Genomic DNA, 17,135 nt, shown 5'->3' with positions numbered 1-17,135 from the left:
CTCCGGTCGATAGTGTGTACCCGTGACTGAGCGGGGCGAGACGTCGGATGCCGACTGGCGCGCGCGCTGGGAGAAATCCGAGTTACGCGGGCGATGGGACGAGCCGATCGAGCGCGCCACCGAGCTGACCCGCAAGACGCTGGCGTGGTTCCCCATCCGGGTGTGGCGGCACTTCCTCCAGCACAACGGCTTCCTGCTCGCCGCGGCCATCAGCTACCAGTCGCTGTTCGCGATCTTCGCGGTCATCTACTTCGGCGGCGCCGTCGTCGGTGTGTGGCTGGGCGGCAGCGAACAGGCCATCGCCGGGCTGATCGCGATCATCAATTCCTATATCCCCGGTCTGATCGGCAGCGCCGACCACCCAGGCCTGATCCGCGCAGAAGACGTGGCGGCGATCGCGTACTCCTCCACAGGAGTCCTCGCCATCACCGGCGCCGTGGCCTTCGTGGTCGCGGTCTGGACCGCAATCGGCTTCGTCACTTTCACCCGCCGCGCGGTGCGCGACACGTTCGGCCTCTCCTTCGATCGCCGCAACTACCTGCTGCTGAAGGCGCGCGATCTGCTGGCCGCGCTGATGTTCGGGGTGTCACTTGTCATCGGCGCGGTTCTGGCGTGGGTCTCCAGCGGCGCCGTCGAGTTGCTGTTCGAACTGTTCGGACTCGCGGGTGCCTCGGGCTGGGTTTCGCTCGTCAGCCGGGTGGCATCGATCGCCGTCGGGTTCGCGATCAACACCGCAGCGTTGGCCGCGCTCATCCGGTTCCTCACCGGGACCTCCCTGCAGTGGCGTCTGATCTGGCCGGGCGCCCTCATGGGCGGCGCGGCGCTGATCGTCCTGCAGCTCGGCGCCGGTCTGCTTCTGTACTACACGCCGTCCAACCCCTTGCTGGCGACCTTCTCGGTCTTCATCGGGTTCCTGTTGTGGTTCCGTCTCGCCGGCATCGTGATTCTCGTCGCGGCCTCCTGGGTCGCCGTCCGCGCGAAGGACGAGCAGGTTCCGCTCGTCGAACTCACCGAGGAAGACCGTCGCGCTGCGGAGTATGCGGCGCTTCTCACCGCCGCCCAGGTGCGCCTGCGCGATGCGCAGATCGCTCGCGGCGAAACATCGTGGTGGCGAATGCCCTTCGCCCAGCGAGACGTGCGACGCGCGGAGGACGAACTTGCGCGCGTGGAAGCATCCCCACCCCCGCCGCGGCGCACCGGGCTGTTGGACTGAGTGTCCGCGGTGCGCCCTAGGCTTGTCCGGTGCCCCGGAACCTTCGCCTCGCCTCCGTCAACGTCAACGGCATCCGTGCCGCGTCCCGCAACGGGATGTCGGCGTGGCTCGACACCGCCGACGTCGACATCCTCACCCTGCAGGAGGTGCGGGGCGAGGCGGTACACCTCGCCGCCGCGCTCCCGGGGTGGCATGTCGTGGGCGACGAAGCACTCGCCAAGGGGCGTGCCGGGGTGGCGATCGCCGCTCGGGAGCCGCTCGATATCTGGCGCGTCGAGCTCGGCGAGGACACCCTCGACTCGAAAGGACGCTGGATCGAGGCCGACATCGACGTCGACGGAACTCGCGTCACGGTGGTGAGCGCGTACGTGTTCACCGGCGAAGACGGCACCGAGAAGCAGGTTGCGAAATACGCCTTCCTCGATGCTATGGAGGCACGGATGGCGCACCTCGGCGAGCTCGCCGTCATCACCGGCGATCTCAACGTCGGGCACCGCGAGCTCGACATCCGCAATTGGAAAGGCAACGTCAAGAAGGCCGGATTCCTGCCGCGCGAGCGCGCCTACTTCGACCGGTTCACCGGAGCCGCCGGTGAGGATGTCGCCTGCGTGGACGGATCTTCCGGAACCGGGCTCGGCTGGGTCGATGTCGGCCGGCGCTGGGCGGGTGACGTCGACGGACCCTACACCTGGTGGTCGAACCGCGGAAAGGCATTCGACACCGACACGGGCTGGCGCATCGACTACCACCTCGCCACGCCCGCTCTCGCCGAGCGGGTGACGGACTACCGCGTCGTCCGCGCGCCGTCCTGGGACACCCGGTGGAGTGACCACGCGCCCGTGATCGCCGACTACGCCTTCTGATGCGGGCGAGGCGCCGGCATCCGGTCAATAGACTGGACCGGTGAGCAAACCCCGCCTGTACTCCGGAATGCAGCCCTCCGCCGATTCACTTCAGATCGGCAACTACATCGGGGCGCTCATGCAGTGGCGCGACCTGCAGGACTCGTACGAGGCATTCTTTTCGGTCGTCGATCTGCACGCCCTGACACAGCCGAACGACCCGGCCGAGCTGCGCGCGAAGACCCGGCGCACGGCCGCGCAGTACATCGCGGCTGGCATCGAGCCGTCGCGGTCGACCCTGTACGTCCAGTCGCACGTGCGCGCGCATGCCGAGCTCGCGTGGATCCTGTCGACCATCACCGGGTTCGGTGAGGCCTCGCGGATGACGCAGTTCAAGGACAAGTCCTCGCGCTACGGCACCGATGCGACGAGCGTCGGGCTCTTCACCTATCCGGTGCTGATGGCCGCCGACATCCTGCTCTACCAAACCGACATCGTGCCCGTCGGCGACGACCAGAAGCAACACGTCGAGCTCACGCGCGACCTCGCCGAGCGTTTCAACGCGCGGTACGGGAAGACGTTCACAGTGCCCATGCCGGTGATCCAGAAGGACACCGCGCGCATCTACGACCTGCAGAACCCGACCGCGAAGATGAGCAAATCGGCCGAGTCCGACGCGGGCGTCCTGTGGCTGCTCGATGACCCGGCCGCTTCGGCGAAGAAGGTCATGCGTGCCGTGACCGACTCGGACGGGACCGTCCGCTACGACCGCGAGAACAAGCCGGGTGTCTCCAACCTGCTCGTGATCTACGCTGCCCTCACCGGTCGCCAGATCCCGGCGATCGAGGACGAGTACGCGGGTCGCGGCTATGGGGACTTCAAGAAGGGCCTGGCCGAGGTCGTCGTCGAGGAGTTCGGGCCGGTCCGCGCTCGTGCCCTCGAGCTGCTGGATGACCCCGCTGAACTCGATCGCGTGCTGGCGGCGAACGCCGCGCGCGCCGACGAGGTCGCCGACGCCACCCTCGCCTCGGTCTACGACAAGATCGGCCTTCTCCGCCGCCTGTAGCCTGGCATCCTCCCCCGGTTGCTGCGTTTGCCACCCGGCCGCGGCCCGCTCGGCACCCTTTCTCCCACCTCCACCGACCGTATTCAGTCTGCTGGTGGTGCACCCGGACGCAGGATCCGCGTGATTCCGAGCCAGAGAGTGCCGTGCCTGCGCAGCCAGACTGAATACGGTCACGCGGCCGCATGTTCACGCACACGGGTGACCAAGCCCCGAAGCGCGGCGAGGACGATCTCGGGGCGATAAAGGATGTCCTCCGCTGTCAGCCGCAGCACGCTGTAGCCGAGCGCAGCCAGCGCGCGGTCACGGCGGTAGTCCTTGAGTTGCTGCTCCCAGCTGCTGTGGAACTGTTTGCTGTCGCACTCGACCACGAGCCATCCATCCACGACGAGGTCCACGGCGCCCACGCCCGTGAAACCGACCTGCAGGTCGACTGCACACCCCATCCGCAGCAGCATGAGGCGCACGAGGGTCTCGGTTCCCGCTTGTGCTCGTGCGTCAACAAATCCCCGGAGGACGCGATACCGCGACGGGAGTACATCGAAGACACGCTCCAGGCCTTCGGCGGAGAGGCACCCCGTGTTCAGCGCACTGTCGAGCGTGGCGATCGCGTATCTCGGTTCCTGACATCGCACGGCGTGCGCGACAGCATCCACGACATCAACCGCCCCGGATCCTGGCGGCTCCACCAGAGCTCGCCAGTGCAGAACCACGCGCCGTCGCTGAGAGCGAGCCGCGAGATGCCGCTTTCCGACGGGGGCTCGCATCCTGCTGTCACCGCGCTCCATATGGACGTGTGTCACGGAATGGTCGAACACGAAAACGCCACACTCCGCGAGGAGCGAGACGCATCCGAGCCGCCCGCCCACTCGCCCTGCACGGATCAGAGCGTCGGGCGCGTCGCCTCGGACGTAGTGCCCCTTGCGGACACGGATGAGCACGCGATCGGCCAGAGCCTGGGTGATCTCGCGCCTGTTGATTCCCTCTGCGCGCAGTTCGGCGCGCGTCCATACCTCGAACATCCCGCAACTCTCGCCGTCTGCGCCTTGGCGTGGAGACCGCAGCGGCACATCGGAGGACACCCGAGAGAATTCGCGTGCTGTGGAGGAAGCTCCGCGCGCCACCCGTGCCGTATTCAGTCTGGCGAGGGTGCTGCCGTTGGCCTCTGCCGCGGAATCACGAGGGTGTGGGCGATTGGCCGCGACGCGGAGACTGAATACGGATCGGGGATTGTGGACGGGGCGGGGACCGGTGCCCGGGGACCGGGGACCTGGGACCGGGGACCGGGGGACCGGGGACCGGGGACCGGGGACCGGGGGACCGGGGACCGGGCACCGGGGACCGGGCACCGGGGGCCGGGGACCGGGACCGGGGACCTCGGTCCTGGAACGCGCTGACGGCGGGCTGACGGGGCCGATCGGCACGTGGGAGGATGAGGCCATGCCGGAGATGCCGGAAGTCCAGGGACTCGTCGACTTCCTCGCTGCGCGCGCGACTGGGCTCGCACCGACCAAGGCCACCGTCGCGAACATCGCGGCGCTCAAGACCTACGATCCGCCCCTCGACGCGCTCATCGGCTCCCCCGTCACCGCCGTCGCACGGCACGGCAAGTTCATCGATCTGGCGACGGATGCGGGATACCATCTGATCTTCCACCTGGCCAAAGCGGGCTGGCTGCGGTGGTACGAGCAGCTGCCACGCACCGTGATCCGTCCAGGCAAGACACCGATCGCCCTGCGCGTGGCGTTCGACGACGGCTCGGGATTCGATCTGACCGAGGCTGGCACCAAGAAGTCGCTCGCGGTGTACTCCGTACGCGATCCGCAGGATGTGCCCGGTATCGCGCGGCTCGGACCGGATCCGCTCGCCGACACCTTCACCCGTGACGCGCTCGCCGAACTCCTCGCCGGTCGCCGCACCCACATCAAAGGGGTTCTGCGCGATCAGTCCGTCATCGCCGGGATCGGCAACGCCTACTCGGACGAGATCCTCCACGCCGCGCGCATGTCGCCGTACGCGTTGGCGGCCAGCCTGGATGCCGCCGACATCGATCGGCTCGCCACGGCGGTGGATCGCACCCTCAGAGAAGCGGTGGCCGCAGCGTCCGGCAAGCCGCCCGCGGATCTCAAAGATGCCAAGCGCCGCGGGATGGCCGTCCACGGGCGCCGCGGCGAGACATGTCCGGTCTGCGGGGACGAGGTACGGTCGGTGTTCTTCGCGGACAACTCACTGGAGTACTGCCCGACGTGTCAGACGGGTGGGAAGCTGCTGGCCGACCGGAGACTCAGCCGACTGTTGAAGTGATCGGATGATCTCGATACACCGCGCCTGCGGCGCGGCACTCGATCAGCGAGGGGCGGAACGCGCGACTCAGTCGGTCGTACCCATCAGGATGCGGGCATCCTCGTCGACCCAATCGATCGACTTGCCGACGGCCTTCTTCCACTGGCGGTAGCGACGCGCGGCCTCACCGGCATCCATCTGCGGCTCGAACCGCACGTCCTCTTGCCAGTGCGAGCGCAGTTCCTCACGGTTCTTCCACACTCCCACCGCGAGCCCGGCGGCATACGCCGCCCCGAGCGCCGTGGTCTCGACGACCTTTGGGCGCACGACGGGGATGCCGAGAATATCGGCCTGAAACTGCATCAACACGTCGTTGCGCGTCATCCCCCCGAGGCCGAGCGCCTCGATCGCACCGCGACGACGGCGGCGCCTGGGGGTCTACGACCGCGGCGGTCAGCACGCACCTGATCCCGACGCGCACACACGGCAGCGTCATCGTGCAGCTCAACGGTTCGGGCAACACGCGCACGACAGGTCTGCTCTACGCGAGTGAGATTCTGCAGCGGTTCGCGCGCGCGTACGGAGCCGCCGTGCAGCAGTTTCCGGTACCCGCGTTCTTCGACGATCCGGCGACGCGACGCGCGTTCTGGCGTGAGTCGAGCACGCGCCGCATCCTCGATCTGCAAGAGCGGATGAACCTCGTCGTCTTCAGCGTCGGGGCGGCCGAGTCCGGCATCCCGAGTCACGTGTATGCCGCGGGATATCTCGACGCTGCCGAACAGGCGCAATTGGAAACGACCGGGGTGGTCGGTGACGTGGGCACCGTGTTCTACCGCGCCGACGGATCGACCGACGGGATTGCGCTCAACGACCGTGCGACGGGTCCGGATTTCGCGACCCTGCGGCGCGTGCCCCACCGGGTGTGCGTCATCGCCGGTACGGCGAAGCTTCGCGGGCTCCGCGGTGCCCTGGCCGCTGACCTCGTCACCGAGCTGGTCATCGATGAGGCCACAGCTCGCGCCCTGCTCGACGACACGGAATGAAATCGCGCGCCCGGTGTTGAGTAGGATCGGAGAAGTTACACGTGCTCCGGGGTCGGTGAGAATCCGAACCGGCGGTGATAGTCCGCGAACCCTTCGTCGTTCTGGCTCACGCCGGGACGAAGGGCCGATCCGGTGGAATTCCGGGACCGACGGTGATGCGACAGACATCTGTCGCTAGTCCGGATGGAAGGCAGCACGCAGCGTCGTTCGCGACGTCTGCGGTGTCGACCCTGCCCGGGGCCTCACAGGAGGAACACCGATGGCGACGACAGACCGCGAACGCGAGGCGATGCACCGTGCCCTCACGCTCGCGTTGAACGGTCCCCGCGGCCTCAACCCGCAGGTCGGGGCTGTGCTCCTCTCCCCCGCGGGTGAGGTTCTGGCCGAGGGGTGGCATCGCGGAGCCGGCACACCGCACGCGGAAGTCGACGCACTGTCGCAGGTACCGGCGGGCGCCGCCCGCGGCGCGACGGCCGTCGTCACGCTCGAGCCGTGCAATCATTCCGGGCGCACGGGACCCTGCACCGATGCGCTCATCGCCGCCGGCATCGCCCGGGTGATCTACGCCGTCGCCGACCCCGGCCACGACTCCGCCGGCGGTGGAGCCCACCTGCGCGCCGCCGGGGTGGAGGTCGTCTCCGGCGTGCTCGAGGATGCGGGTGTGGCGCTCCTGGACTCGTGGCTCACGGTGCAGCGACTCGGCCGGCCGCACCTCACCGTGAAGTGGGCGCAGTCCCTCGACGGACGTGCCGCCGCGGACGACGGCACGAGCCAGTGGATCACCGGGGAGACGGCCCGCGCCGATGTCCACCTCCGGCGAAGCGCAGCCGACGCGATCGTCGTCGGCACCGGCACACTGCTGGCCGACGACCCCGCCCTCACCGCTCGACACCCGGACGGGACCCTCTACCCGCACCAGCCGCGTCCCGTGGTCATCGGCACGCGAGCGATGCCGCAGGAGGCGCGGGTGCGCCGACATCCCCTTCCCTTCATCCAAGACGAGGGCGAGGATCTCCCCGATCTGCTCGACCGGCTCCGCGAACTCGGCGTCCACCGCGTCTTCATCGAGGGCGGACCGCGCGTCGCCAGCTCGTTCCTCCGCGCGGACCTCGTCGACGACGTGCTGATCTATCTCGCGCCGACCCTTCTCGGCGGCTCGCGCCTGGCACTTGCCGACATCGGGGTCGGGACGATCGCGCAGCAGCGCCGCCTCACCGTCTCCTCCGTCACCTCGCTCGGCGATGACCTCTTGGTCGTTGCCCATCCGATCCACCCCGAACAGGAGAACTGATGTTCACCGGAATCATCGAAGAACAGGGAACCGTGACCGCGGTGACGCCCTCCGGCGACGGCGTGCGGCTCACCGTCCACGCCCCCCTGGCGGTCTCGGATGCCCACCACGGCGATTCGATCGCCGTCAGCGGCGTGTGCCTGACCGTGATCGATCAGGGCGAGGACTGGTTCACCGCCGACGTCATGCGCCAGACCCTCGACATGTCGGCCGCCGGCGCCGCCCAGCCCGGCACTCGCGTCAACATCGAGCGCGCGATGGCCGCACACGGCCGCCTGGGTGGGCACATCGTCCAGGGCCACGTCGACGGGGTCGGCACGGTCCTCGAGATTCGCCCCGGCGAGCAGTGGCGCGTCATCCGGATCGGGATGCCGGCCGAGCTTGCCCCGCTGGTCGTCGACAAGGGATCGATCACGATCGACGGAGTCTCTCTCACCGTCTCGGACGCAAGTCCCGCCGACGCCGAGCAGCACTGGCTCGAAGTGTCTCTCATCCCCGAGACGCTCGAGGTCACGACCCTGGGCGCCCGCACCGTCGGCGAGACCGTCAACCTCGAGACCGACATCCTGGCGCGCCACGTGCAGCGCCTGCTCGCCTTCGCCCCCGAAACGAACGACGGAGAATCCCGATGACCCTCTCCAGCATCCCGGAGGCCCTCGACGCGCTCCGCGCCGGCAAGCCGGTCATCGTCGCCGATGACGAGAACCGCGAGAACGAGGGAGACATCATCCTGTCGGCCGAGCTCGCCACCGCCGAGTGGCTCGCCTGGACGATCCGCTGGTCCAGCGGATTCATCTGTGCGCCGATGCCCGCCGACTGGGCCGACCGTCTCGACCTTCCTCCCATGGTGGCCGTGAACGAAGACAGCCGTGGCACGGCCTACACGGTCAGCGTCGATGCCGCCGACCGCGTCTCGACCGGCATCAGCGCGGCCGACCGCTCGCACACGCTCAACGTGCTGGCTGACCCGGCCTCCGTCCCGACGTCGGTGATCCGACCGGGGCACATCCTGCCGCTCCGCGCCGTCGACGGCGGCGTGCGCGAACGCGCCGGTCATACCGAGGCCGGCGTCGATCTCATGAAGCTCGCCGGGCTTCAGCCCGTCGCCGCGATCGGTGAGGTCGTCGCGGAAGACGGGTCGATGATGCGTCTTCCGGGTCTTCTGGAAATGGGTGCGCGCGAGGGCATCCCGGTGATCACGATCGAGCAGCTCATCGCGCATCTCGACGGCAGCGAGGGCACCCCCGTCGAGCACGCGCGGAAGCGGCGGGTAAGCCTGCGCGCCGAGGCCGAAGTACCGACGTCGCACGGAACGTTCCGCTTCCTCGCGTACAAGGACCGCCTCAGCGGCACCGACCACATCGCGGTCGTCTCAGGCGACCTGAGCGAGGATGCTCCACTGGTCCGCGTGCACTCCGAGTGCCTGACCGGCGAAGCGTTCGGCTCACTCAAGTGCGAGTGCGGCCCGCAGCTCGATGCCGCACTCGACCGCATCGAGCAGGACGGCGGCGTCGTGATCTACATGCGCGGTCACGAGGGACGCGGCATCGGGCTCATCAACAAGCTGCGCGCCTACAGCCTGCAAGAGCGCGGGCTCGACACGGTCGATGCCAACCTTGCGCTCGGTCTCCCGGCGGATGCCCGCGACTACAGCGCGGCGGCCGGCATCCTCGACGACCTGGGCGTGCAGAATGTCCGCCTGCTCACCAACAACACCGACAAGGTCGCGCAGCTGCGCAGTCTCGGCATCTCCGTCGTCGAGCAGGTCCCCCTGCTCGTCGGGGTCGGGGCCAACAACCACCAATACCTCGTCACGAAGCGGGACCGCATGGGCCACATCATCGACGACGCAGATCTGGATCGCGCGCGGACCATCACGGAGGAGAACGCATGAGCGGGCACGGAGCACCCGAGACCCGGGCCGTCGATGCGACGGGCATCGAGGTCGTGATCGTGGCCGGACTCTGGCACGACGTCATCAGCGACGGACTCATCGCCGGCGCCGAGCGGGTGCTCGCGGCATCCGGAGCGTCGTGGCGCCTGGAGCGCGTGGCGGGGTCGTTCGAGTTGCCGGTCGTCAGCAAGGCGGTGTTGGATGCCGGGGCCGACGCGGTCGTCGCACTCGGCGTCATCATCCGCGGCGGCACACCCCACTTCGAATACGTGTCGGCCGCGGCGACCGATGGCCTCACGCGTGTGGCGCTCGACACCGGCAAGCCCGTGGGCTTCGGCCTGCTGACGCTGGACGACGAGCAACAGGGCATCGACCGTGCCGGGCTCCCCGGCTCGAAGGAAGACAAAGGCGCCGAGGCCGCCGACGCAGCCCTGCGCACCGCTGTCCTCCTCCGCGACCTGCGCGACTGAGCAATCCTTCAGGTAGGCTGATGGCATGGAAATCCTCCGGCACGCCGTCGTCCTCGTCCACCTCGTCGGCTTCGCCGTGCTTTTCGGCGCGTGGGTCGTGGAGGCGGTCGGCCAGCGCCGGTTCACGCGCATCATGAGCTGGGGCATGGTCATCGCCGCCGTCGCGGGGATCGCCCTGGCCGCGCCGTGGGGAATCTCGTACGAGCTGAACTACGTCAAGCTCGGCACGAAGCTCGTGATCCTGCTCGCCATCGGCGCCCTGCTCGGCATCGGCACCGCCCGCCAGCGGAGAAACGGTTCGGTCGCCCCGGCCCTGTTCTGGCTCGTCGGCATCCTGACCTTCATCAACGCCGCACTCGCCGTCCTCTGGCGCTGAGCCCGCGCGGTGCGGGACGGGCGAGAATAGAAGCGCCCCTCCTGGAGAAAGCCGCCATGTCCTCTGCCCCGACATCCACCACCTCCCCACGCCGCCGCGGTCGCCGCGCGGAACCCGAGAGTGGGCCGCGCGCGAGCCTGACCCAGCTCCTTCCTTACGTCTTCGAGCACAAGCCTGTCGTCGCGCTCATCGTCGTGCTCAGCATCGTCGGCGCGATCGCGACGCTGGCCCAGCCCGTCCTGGTCGGTCAGGTCATCGAGCGGGTGCAGAACGAGCAATCGCTGGGACTGTTGATCTGGGGCATCGTCGCGCTCGTGGTCGGCGGTTCGCTCATCACCGGCTACCAGCACTACCTCCTGCAGCGCACCGGGACTGCCGTCGTCTACTCGTCCCGCCGCAAGCTGATCGCCCGTATCCTGCACCTTCCGATCAGCGAGTTCGACTCGCGCCGCACCGGCGATCTCGTCTCTCGCGTCGGCACCGACACCACACTTCTCTACGCCGTCCTCACCCAGGGCCTGGCCGATTCGGTGGGAAACGCGCTGCTGTTCGTCGGTGCGATCATCGCGATGGCCGTTCTCGACCCGCTCCTGCTGCTCGCGATCGTCGTCGTCATCGGGGTGTCGGTCGTCGGCGTGGTCCTGCTCAGCGGTCGCATCCGCCAGGCAACCCAGGAGCAGCAGGAGAAAGTGGGCGAGCTCGCCTCCGGCGTCGAACGGGCGATCGGGTCGATCCGCACCGTACGTGCTGCCGGGGCGACCGAGCGCGAAGCGGAGGCGGTCACCACCGTCGCCACCGATGTCTTCGGCATCGGCGTCAAGATCGCGAAGGTCTCGGCGCTCGTCGTGCCGATCGCCGGAATCGCCCTGCAGGTATCGCTCCTCGTCGTGCTCGGACTCGGCGGGTTCCGCGTCGCCTCGGGTGCGATCTCGATCGCCAGCCTCATCACGTTCGTGATGTTCCTCTTCCTTCTCGTGGCGCCGCTTGGATCGTTCTTCGGCGCGATCACCTCGGTCAATCAGGCCCTCGGCGCGCTCGGCCGCATCCAGGAGGTCCTCGATCTGCCCGCGGAGGAGGACGGTGACGCCGGCCGTGCCCGCGGTGCGGTCGCGGCCGTCGACACCGACGATGCGCTCGAGTTCCGGGACGTCCGCTTCCGCTACCCCGAGCATGTCGTCGCGGCCCGCCGAAGCGCCGAGACCGCAGCCTTGGCTGCTCTCGAAGACGCCCACGTCGACTCGGCTGCCATCACCCTGCCCGCGGAGGATGCAGCGCACGGCGACGTGCTGCGCGGCGTGTCGTTCCGGGTTCCGCGTGGCGCGCGCGTCGCGCTCGTCGGCCCGTCCGGAGCCGGCAAGTCGACGATGCTCGCGCTCATCGAGCGGTTCTACGACCCGACCGCGGGCGCCATCCTCCTCGGAGGGCAGGATGTGCGCACGCTCGCGCGCGCCGACCTCCGCGCCCAGCTCGGGTACGTCGAACAGGATGCCCCGACGCTCGCCGGAACGATCGCGGAGAACCTGCGCCTCGCATCGCCCGACGCGAGCGACGCGGAGTGCGAGGCCGTGCTGCACGCCGTGAACCTCGGCGACGTGCTCGCGCGCAATCCGCTGGGGCTTCAGGCTCCGGTCGGCGAGGCGGGAGTCATGCTCTCCGGCGGCGAGCGCCAGCGCCTCGCGATCGCCCGGGCGCTCCTCGCCGCCCCGCCGATCCTGCTCCTGGACGAATCGACGTCATCGCTGGACGGCCTCAATGAGCAGCGGATGCGCGAGGCCATCGATGCCGTGGCCGCCGGCCGGACCCTCATCGTGATCGCCCACAGGCTCTCCACCGTGGTGGACAGCGACCTGATCGTCGTCCTCGACAAGGGTGAGGTCGTCGGCCAGGGCTCGCACGCCGAGTTGATCGAGTCGACCCCGCTCTATCGCGATCTGGCGGCGCACCAGCTCCTGGTTTAGCCGGCGGGAGGCGACGTGACGCGGACGGGAATCCCCCCTCTCCCGCCCGCGCTACGCCGCCTCGAGCGGCCGGGCTCACTTGCCCGTGAGGGCGTCCCCGATGTCGGTGCCGGCATCCTTCACGTCGGATGCCGCGTCCTTCGCGTGAGCCTTGACCTGGTGGGCCTTGCCCTCCGCGACGAGCTTGTCGTTGTCGGTCATGGTGCCGACGGCTTCCTTCGCCTTGCCGACGAGGTTCTCGGCGCCGTTCGTGATGTCATCTCCCAAGCCCATCGGCGTCGCCCGAGGCCGGGCTGACGAGGTCGCCCGCGCCGTGGCCGTGGCCGCCCGCGCCGTCCTCAACGACGACCACGCGCGCGTCACGGTGTGAGTCGCATCGCCGCCCCCCCGGCGCGGGTCAGGCCCGCGCGAGCTTGAGTCGGTACCGCAACGCCGCAAGCTCGGAGTACAGGGCCGCAGGAACCTTTCCGTCGAAGATCCGGTAGAACTCCTCGGTGAGGTCGGCTTCGTGCAACCACAATTCCGGGTCAACCGCGAAGAGTTCCGCGAGATCCGCCTCCGGCACCTCGATCCCGTCGAGGTTGAGGTCTTCGGTGCGCGGCAAGCGGCCGAGAGGGCTGTCGACGGCGGGCACGCTGCCGTCGAGCCGCCGGATGATCCAGTCGATGACGCGCGCGTTGTCGCCGAAGCCGGGCCACAGGAACCGACCGTCGGCACCCTTGCGGAACCAGTTCACCTGGAACACGCGCGGCGCGCGATCGAACCGTAGCTTCTGGCCGACCTCGAGCCAGTGCGCGAAGTAGTCGGCCATGTTGTAGCCGCAGAACGGGAGCATCGCGAACGGGTCGCGGCGCAGTTCCCCGACCGTTCCCTCAGCGGCGGCCGTGCGCTCCGACGAGATGTTCGAGCCGAGGAAGACCCCGTGGGTCCAGTCGGTCGCCTCGAGGACGAGCGGCACATTGGTGGCACGGCGGCCACCGAAGAGAATGGCATCCAACGGCACTCCCTCGGCCGCATCCCAGTCCGGTGCGATCTGGGGGCACTGCGCGGCGGCGACGGTGAAGCGCGAGTTGGGATGCGCGGCGGGGCGACCGGATGCCGGGGTCCAGGCGTTCCCTTCCCAGTCGGTGAGTTCGGCGGGGATGTCGTCGGTCAGCCCTTCCCACCACACGTCGCCATCGGGGCGGAGGGCGACGTTCGTGAAGATCGTGTTGCCCCACAGCGTCTCGACGGCGGCGACGTTGGTGGACTGCCCCGTGCCCGGTGCGACGCCGAAGAACCCGGCTTCCGGGTTGATGGCGTAGAGGCGGCCGTCGTCGCCGGGACGGAGCCAGGCGATGTCGTCTCCGAGGGTCTCCACGCGCCAACCGGGGATCGTGGGACGCAGCATCGCGAGATTCGTCTTGCCGCATGCCGACGGGAACGCGGCCGCCAAATGGTAGGCCTTGCCCTTCGGGTCGATCACGCGGATGAGCAGCATGTGCTCGGCGAGCCAGCCTTCGTCGCGGCCGATCACGGAGGCGATCCGCAGGGCGAAGCACTTCTTCGCGAGGATCGCGTTGCCGCCGTAACCCGACCCGAACGAGAAGACCTCGAGCGTGTCGGGGAAATGCACGATGTACTTCTCGTCGTTGCACGGCCAGGCCACATCCTGCTCGCCCGGTGCGAGCGGGGCACCGACGGAATGGACGGTCTTGACCCAGGGTTTGCCGGCGGCAATCTGCTCGAGCACCTCGGTGCCGACGCGCGTCATGATCCCGATCGAGGTGACAGCATAGGCCGAGTCGGTGACCTGTACGCCGATGTGCGAGAGCGGTCCGCCGACCGGCCCCATCGAGAACGGCACGACGTACATCGTGCGGCCGTGCATCGAGCCGCGGAAGAGTGGCGTGAGGGTCTCGCGGATCTCGGCCGGAGCGATCCAGTTGTTGGTCGGCCCCGCATCCGCCTCGTTCTCGGAGGCGATGAACGTTCGGGCCTCGGTGCGGGCGACATCGCTCGGGTGTGATCGGGCCAGGTACGAGCCGGGGCGCCACTCGGGGTTCAGCTTGATGAGCTTGCCCTCTTCGACCTGTTCGCGCAGGAGCGCTTCGTTCTCGGCGCGCGAGCCGTCGATCCAGTGGATGCGGGAAGGCTGCGTCAGCGCGGCGATGTCAGCGACCCACGTCTCGAGTTCGGCCATCGCCGCACCCGCAAGATGCGGGCGCTCCCCGTACCGCGGCGCCGGCGGGCGCTGACCCGTCGTGATGGTCGGGGTCGGGCGGGTGAAGATGTCGGCGATGGCCATCTCGATCTCCTTCGTGCGCGGCGTCGGCGCGGGCTGGTGTTTCGATTCTCGATCCCTTGATCACACTTTTATCGACCAATTGGCCAGCAAGAATTCGGATTCTTTCCGTATGATCAAAGAATGACTCCGAACGCTGTGGAACTGTCGACGCTCGGGCACCGGATTCGCCACCGCCGTCTCGCGCACGGCTACACGCTGGACGAACTCGGGGCGATCGTCGGCGTCGCCGGCAGCCAATTGAGCTTGATCGAGAACGGCAAGCGCGAGCCGAAGCTCTCCTTGCTGCAGGCCATTGCGGTCGCGACAGGGACCGACGTCACAGACCTCCTCTCCCCCGAGCCCCCCAACCGCCGCGCGGCGCTCGAACTCGAGCTCGCCCGCGCGCAGTCCAGTACGGCGTTTCGTCGGCTGGGCATCGCCCCCGTCAAGGCCGGAAAGACGATGAGCGACGAGACGATCGAGAGTGTGCTCGGTCTCCATCGCGAACTCGAACGCCGGGAGCGCGAAGCCATTGCGACGCCGGAAGAAGCGCGCCGCGCCAATACCGAGCAACGCCTGCGCATGCGCGCGCAACGCAACTACCTCCCCGACATCGAAAAGCTCGCCGAAAAGCAGCTCACAGCCGCCGGGCACGTCTCGGGCGCGCTCAAGCACCGCACCGTGGGGGTCATGGCCGAGCAGCTCGGTTTCGAACTGCTTTACGTGAGCGACCTCCCCCATTCGGCGCGGTCGGTCACCGATCTCGAGAACGGCCGCATCTACCTGCCACCCGCGTCGATTCCGGGCGGACACGGCTTGCGCTCGATGGCGCTGCAGGCGATGGCCCACCGGCTGCTCGGCCACCAGCCGCCCACGGACTACGCCGAGTTCCTCTGGCAACGCCTCGAGATCAACTACTTCGCGGCGTGCTGCCTGATGCCCGAGACGGCATCGATCGCGTTTCTCGACCAGGCCAAGAAAGACCGCAACCTCGCGGTCGAGGACTTTCGCGACGGGTTCGGCGTCACTCACGAGGCCGCCGCCATGCGCCTGACGAATCTCCTGACAGAGCACTTCGATATTCCGCTGCACTTCCTGCGGGTCGACGGATCCGGCGCGATCAATCGCGTGTACGAGAACGATGGGCTGCCGCTCCCGGAAGATGTGACCGGGTCTGTGGAAGGACAGATCGCCTGCCGCCGCTTCCTTGCGCGGTCCGCCTTCGAAGAGCACAACCGCACCACGGAGCACTACCAATACACCGACACGCCCGCCGGTACGTTCTGGTGCTCGACGCAGACGGGCACCACCGCCGATGGCGAGTTCTCGGTCACCGTCGGGGTGCCCTTCGACGACGCACGCTGGTTCCGCGGCCGCGAGACGCCGAAGCGCGCGGTCTCGCTCTGCCCCGACGAGTCCTGCTGCCGGCGCCCGCCCGCCGAGGTGACAGCACGATGGGCGGGAAAGGCCTGGCCGAGCGCCCGCGTCCACCAGCAGATGTTCTCGCCGCTGCCGCGGGGGGCCTTCCCGGGCGTGGATGACGGCGAGGTCTACGCCTTCCTGGAGCGCCACGCCGCGGAGTAGCCTCGCGGCGGGGTCGCCTCACGGCGCCGAGTCGCCTCGCGGCGCCGTACCGTGTACAGGATCTTTTCGCTGTCCGCTCCGGCACTCCCCCGTCGTTCCGGGTCGGCGCAGCGCGCGGGGGTGTGTTTCTCCTGCGCACCGCACAAGCTGCGCGCGGAACCGGGAATGCCGGGGCCTGGTTGCGCCTTGTGTCTGGGGCGCAGACTGGTCTCGTCGGCGGGAGGAGGAAGCCATGCAGGGTCTCGAAGTGACGGTCTTACTGGGCCTCGCCATTCTCGTCGGCACCGTGCTTGCGCCGCGCCTGCGAATAGCGACGCCGCTCCTCCTCGTCGTCATCGGACTCTTGCTCGGATTCTTCCCGGAGCTGCGAGAGATCCAGCTTCCGCCCGAAACCGTGTTGCTCCTCTTCCTCCCGGTCATGCTGTTCTGGGAGAGCCTGACGACCTCGCTCCGCGCGATCCGCCGGTCGTTGCGCTACATCGTCCCAATGAGCACCCTGCTGGTCGTCGCCTCAGCCTTTGCTGTCGCGTGGATCGCGACCCTGTTCGGGATGCCGTGGCAGACCGGCCTGCTCCTCGGCGCGGCGGTGGCGCCCCCCGACGCGACAGCGGTCGCCGCGCTCGGGCGCCTGCTTCCCCAGCGCATGTTCATGAAGCTGAAAGCCGAAAGTCTCACCAACGACGGCACCGCACTCGTGCTGTACGCGATTGCTCTCTCGCTCGCTCTCGGTGACAGCGTGACGGCGTGGTCGGTTACCGCCACCGCGCTCGTCTCCTACCTCGGCGGCGCCGCGGCGGGCATCGCGATGGCGGCGCTGACTTTCGTCGCCCTCCGCCGCTCACGCAACGCGCT

16 protein-coding genes and 2 pseudogenes are annotated in these 17,135 nt (G+C 68.6%); 14 read left to right on the top strand and 4 right to left on the bottom strand.

Annotated features, from left to right (window positions below; all coding sequences use genetic code 11):
* Window positions 1–22: 22 nt before the first annotated feature.
* The 3 genes from Q0653_RS11575 to trpS are packed head-to-tail and all read left to right on the top strand — an operon-like array spanning window position 23 to window position 3,121.
* Window positions 23–1,213 carry a YihY/virulence factor BrkB family protein gene (locus Q0653_RS11575; protein WP_298743421.1) on the top strand — a complete coding sequence of 397 codons (1,191 nt, stop codon included), beginning with the start codon at window positions 23–25 and terminating at the stop codon, window positions 1,211–1,213.
* Between the two features lie 29 nt (window positions 1,214–1,242).
* Window positions 1,243–2,076 (top strand): exodeoxyribonuclease III, encoded by an 834-nt coding sequence (locus tag Q0653_RS11570; RefSeq protein WP_298944699.1) that lies wholly within the window; start codon window positions 1,243–1,245, stop codon window positions 2,074–2,076.
* Window positions 2,077–2,116: 40 nt separating this feature from the next.
* Window positions 2,117–3,121, top strand: coding sequence for a tryptophan--tRNA ligase (gene trpS, locus Q0653_RS11565; RefSeq protein ID WP_298944698.1), 1,005 nt, complete (start codon window positions 2,117–2,119; stop codon window positions 3,119–3,121).
* A gap of 170 nt (window positions 3,122–3,291) precedes the next feature.
* On the opposite strand, the gene Q0653_RS11560 is transcribed toward trpS, so the two are convergent.
* Complete coding sequence (locus tag Q0653_RS11560) at window positions 3,292–4,140, bottom strand: DUF559 domain-containing protein (protein ID WP_298944697.1); 849 nt, start codon at window positions 4,138–4,140, stop codon at window positions 3,292–3,294.
* A gap of 418 nt (window positions 4,141–4,558) precedes the next feature.
* Between Q0653_RS11560 and Q0653_RS11555 the strand changes: the two genes are divergently transcribed.
* The gene (locus Q0653_RS11555; protein ID WP_298944696.1) at window positions 4,559–5,422 is read left to right on the top strand and encodes a DNA-formamidopyrimidine glycosylase family protein; all 864 of its coding nucleotides are present in this window, start codon (window positions 4,559–4,561) and stop codon (window positions 5,420–5,422) included.
* Between the two features lie 66 nt (window positions 5,423–5,488).
* Here the strand turns inward: Q0653_RS11555 and Q0653_RS11550 are convergent.
* Window positions 5,489–5,791 (bottom strand): annotated as a pseudogene (locus Q0653_RS11550) (FGGY-family carbohydrate kinase); the annotation flags it as partial.
* On the opposite strand from Q0653_RS11550, the gene Q0653_RS11545 reads away from it, so the two are divergent.
* The 7 genes from Q0653_RS11545 (at window position 5,719) to Q0653_RS11515 (ending at window position 12,433) form a co-directional block, all read left to right on the top strand.
* Window positions 5,719–6,444, top strand: coding sequence for a sugar-binding domain-containing protein (locus Q0653_RS11545; RefSeq protein WP_366521991.1), 726 nt, complete (start codon window positions 5,719–5,721; stop codon window positions 6,442–6,444). The pseudogene Q0653_RS11550 and the gene Q0653_RS11545 overlap by 73 nt on opposite strands.
* Before the next feature lie 259 nt (window positions 6,445–6,703).
* Window positions 6,704–7,735, top strand: coding sequence for a bifunctional diaminohydroxyphosphoribosylaminopyrimidine deaminase/5-amino-6-(5-phosphoribosylamino)uracil reductase RibD (gene ribD, locus Q0653_RS11540; RefSeq protein WP_298944695.1), 1,032 nt, complete (start codon window positions 6,704–6,706; stop codon window positions 7,733–7,735).
* Window positions 7,735–8,367, top strand: coding sequence for a riboflavin synthase (locus tag Q0653_RS11535; protein ID WP_298944694.1), 633 nt, complete (start codon window positions 7,735–7,737; stop codon window positions 8,365–8,367). The genes ribD and Q0653_RS11535 overlap by 1 nt, the downstream gene beginning before the upstream one ends.
* Window positions 8,364–9,629: a GTP cyclohydrolase II gene (gene ribA / locus Q0653_RS11530; protein ID WP_298944693.1), complete on the top strand. Its 1,266-nt coding sequence runs from the start codon at window positions 8,364–8,366 to the stop codon at window positions 9,627–9,629. The genes Q0653_RS11535 and ribA overlap by 4 nt, the downstream gene beginning before the upstream one ends.
* The gene (gene ribH, locus Q0653_RS11525; RefSeq protein WP_298944692.1) at window positions 9,626–10,099 is read left to right on the top strand and encodes a 6,7-dimethyl-8-ribityllumazine synthase; all 474 of its coding nucleotides are present in this window, start codon (window positions 9,626–9,628) and stop codon (window positions 10,097–10,099) included. The genes ribA and ribH overlap by 4 nt, the downstream gene beginning before the upstream one ends.
* 25 nt (window positions 10,100–10,124) lie before the next feature.
* Window positions 10,125–10,475 (top strand): Fe-S protein, encoded by a 351-nt coding sequence (locus Q0653_RS11520; RefSeq protein WP_298944691.1) that lies wholly within the window; start codon window positions 10,125–10,127, stop codon window positions 10,473–10,475.
* 56 nt (window positions 10,476–10,531) lie between these two features.
* The gene (locus Q0653_RS11515) at window positions 10,532–12,433 is read left to right on the top strand and encodes an ABC transporter ATP-binding protein (RefSeq protein WP_298944690.1); all 1,902 of its coding nucleotides are present in this window, start codon (window positions 10,532–10,534) and stop codon (window positions 12,431–12,433) included.
* A 75-nt stretch (window positions 12,434–12,508) separates the two neighbouring features.
* Here Q0653_RS11515 and Q0653_RS11510 read toward each other — a convergent pair whose 3' ends face one another.
* Both Q0653_RS11510 and Q0653_RS11505 read right to left on the bottom strand, forming a co-directional pair.
* Window positions 12,509–12,706: a CsbD family protein gene (locus tag Q0653_RS11510; RefSeq protein WP_298944689.1), complete on the bottom strand. Its 198-nt coding sequence runs from the start codon at window positions 12,704–12,706 to the stop codon at window positions 12,509–12,511.
* A gap of 124 nt (window positions 12,707–12,830) precedes the next feature.
* Complete coding sequence (locus tag Q0653_RS11505; protein ID WP_298944688.1) at window positions 12,831–14,720, bottom strand: phosphoenolpyruvate carboxykinase (GTP); 1,890 nt, start codon at window positions 14,718–14,720, stop codon at window positions 12,831–12,833.
* Here Q0653_RS11505 and Q0653_RS11500 point away from each other — a divergent pair.
* The 3 genes and pseudogenes from Q0653_RS11500 to Q0653_RS11490 form a co-directional block, all read left to right on the top strand.
* A complete protein-coding gene (locus tag Q0653_RS11500) occupies window positions 14,713–14,844 on the top strand; it encodes a hypothetical protein (protein WP_298744449.1) in 132 nt (43 codons plus the stop codon). The two genes, Q0653_RS11505 and Q0653_RS11500, sit on opposite strands and share 8 nt — an antisense overlap.
* A complete protein-coding gene (locus tag Q0653_RS11495) occupies window positions 14,841–16,283 on the top strand; it encodes an XRE family transcriptional regulator (RefSeq protein ID WP_298744447.1) in 1,443 nt (480 codons plus the stop codon). Before Q0653_RS11500 ends, Q0653_RS11495 begins: the two co-directional genes overlap by 4 nt.
* A pseudogene (locus Q0653_RS11490) lies at window positions 16,237–17,067 on the top strand (cation:proton antiporter); the annotation flags it as partial. The gene Q0653_RS11495 and the pseudogene Q0653_RS11490, both read left to right, overlap by 47 nt.
* Between the last annotated feature and the right edge of the window lie 68 nt (window positions 17,068–17,135).

This window comes from uncultured Microbacterium sp. (assembly GCF_947488465.1).
GTDB lineage: Bacteria > Actinomycetota > Actinomycetes > Actinomycetales > Microbacteriaceae > Microbacterium.
Note: the sequence above shows the minus strand (reverse complement) of the source record. Positions and strands in the feature narration are given on the sequence as shown.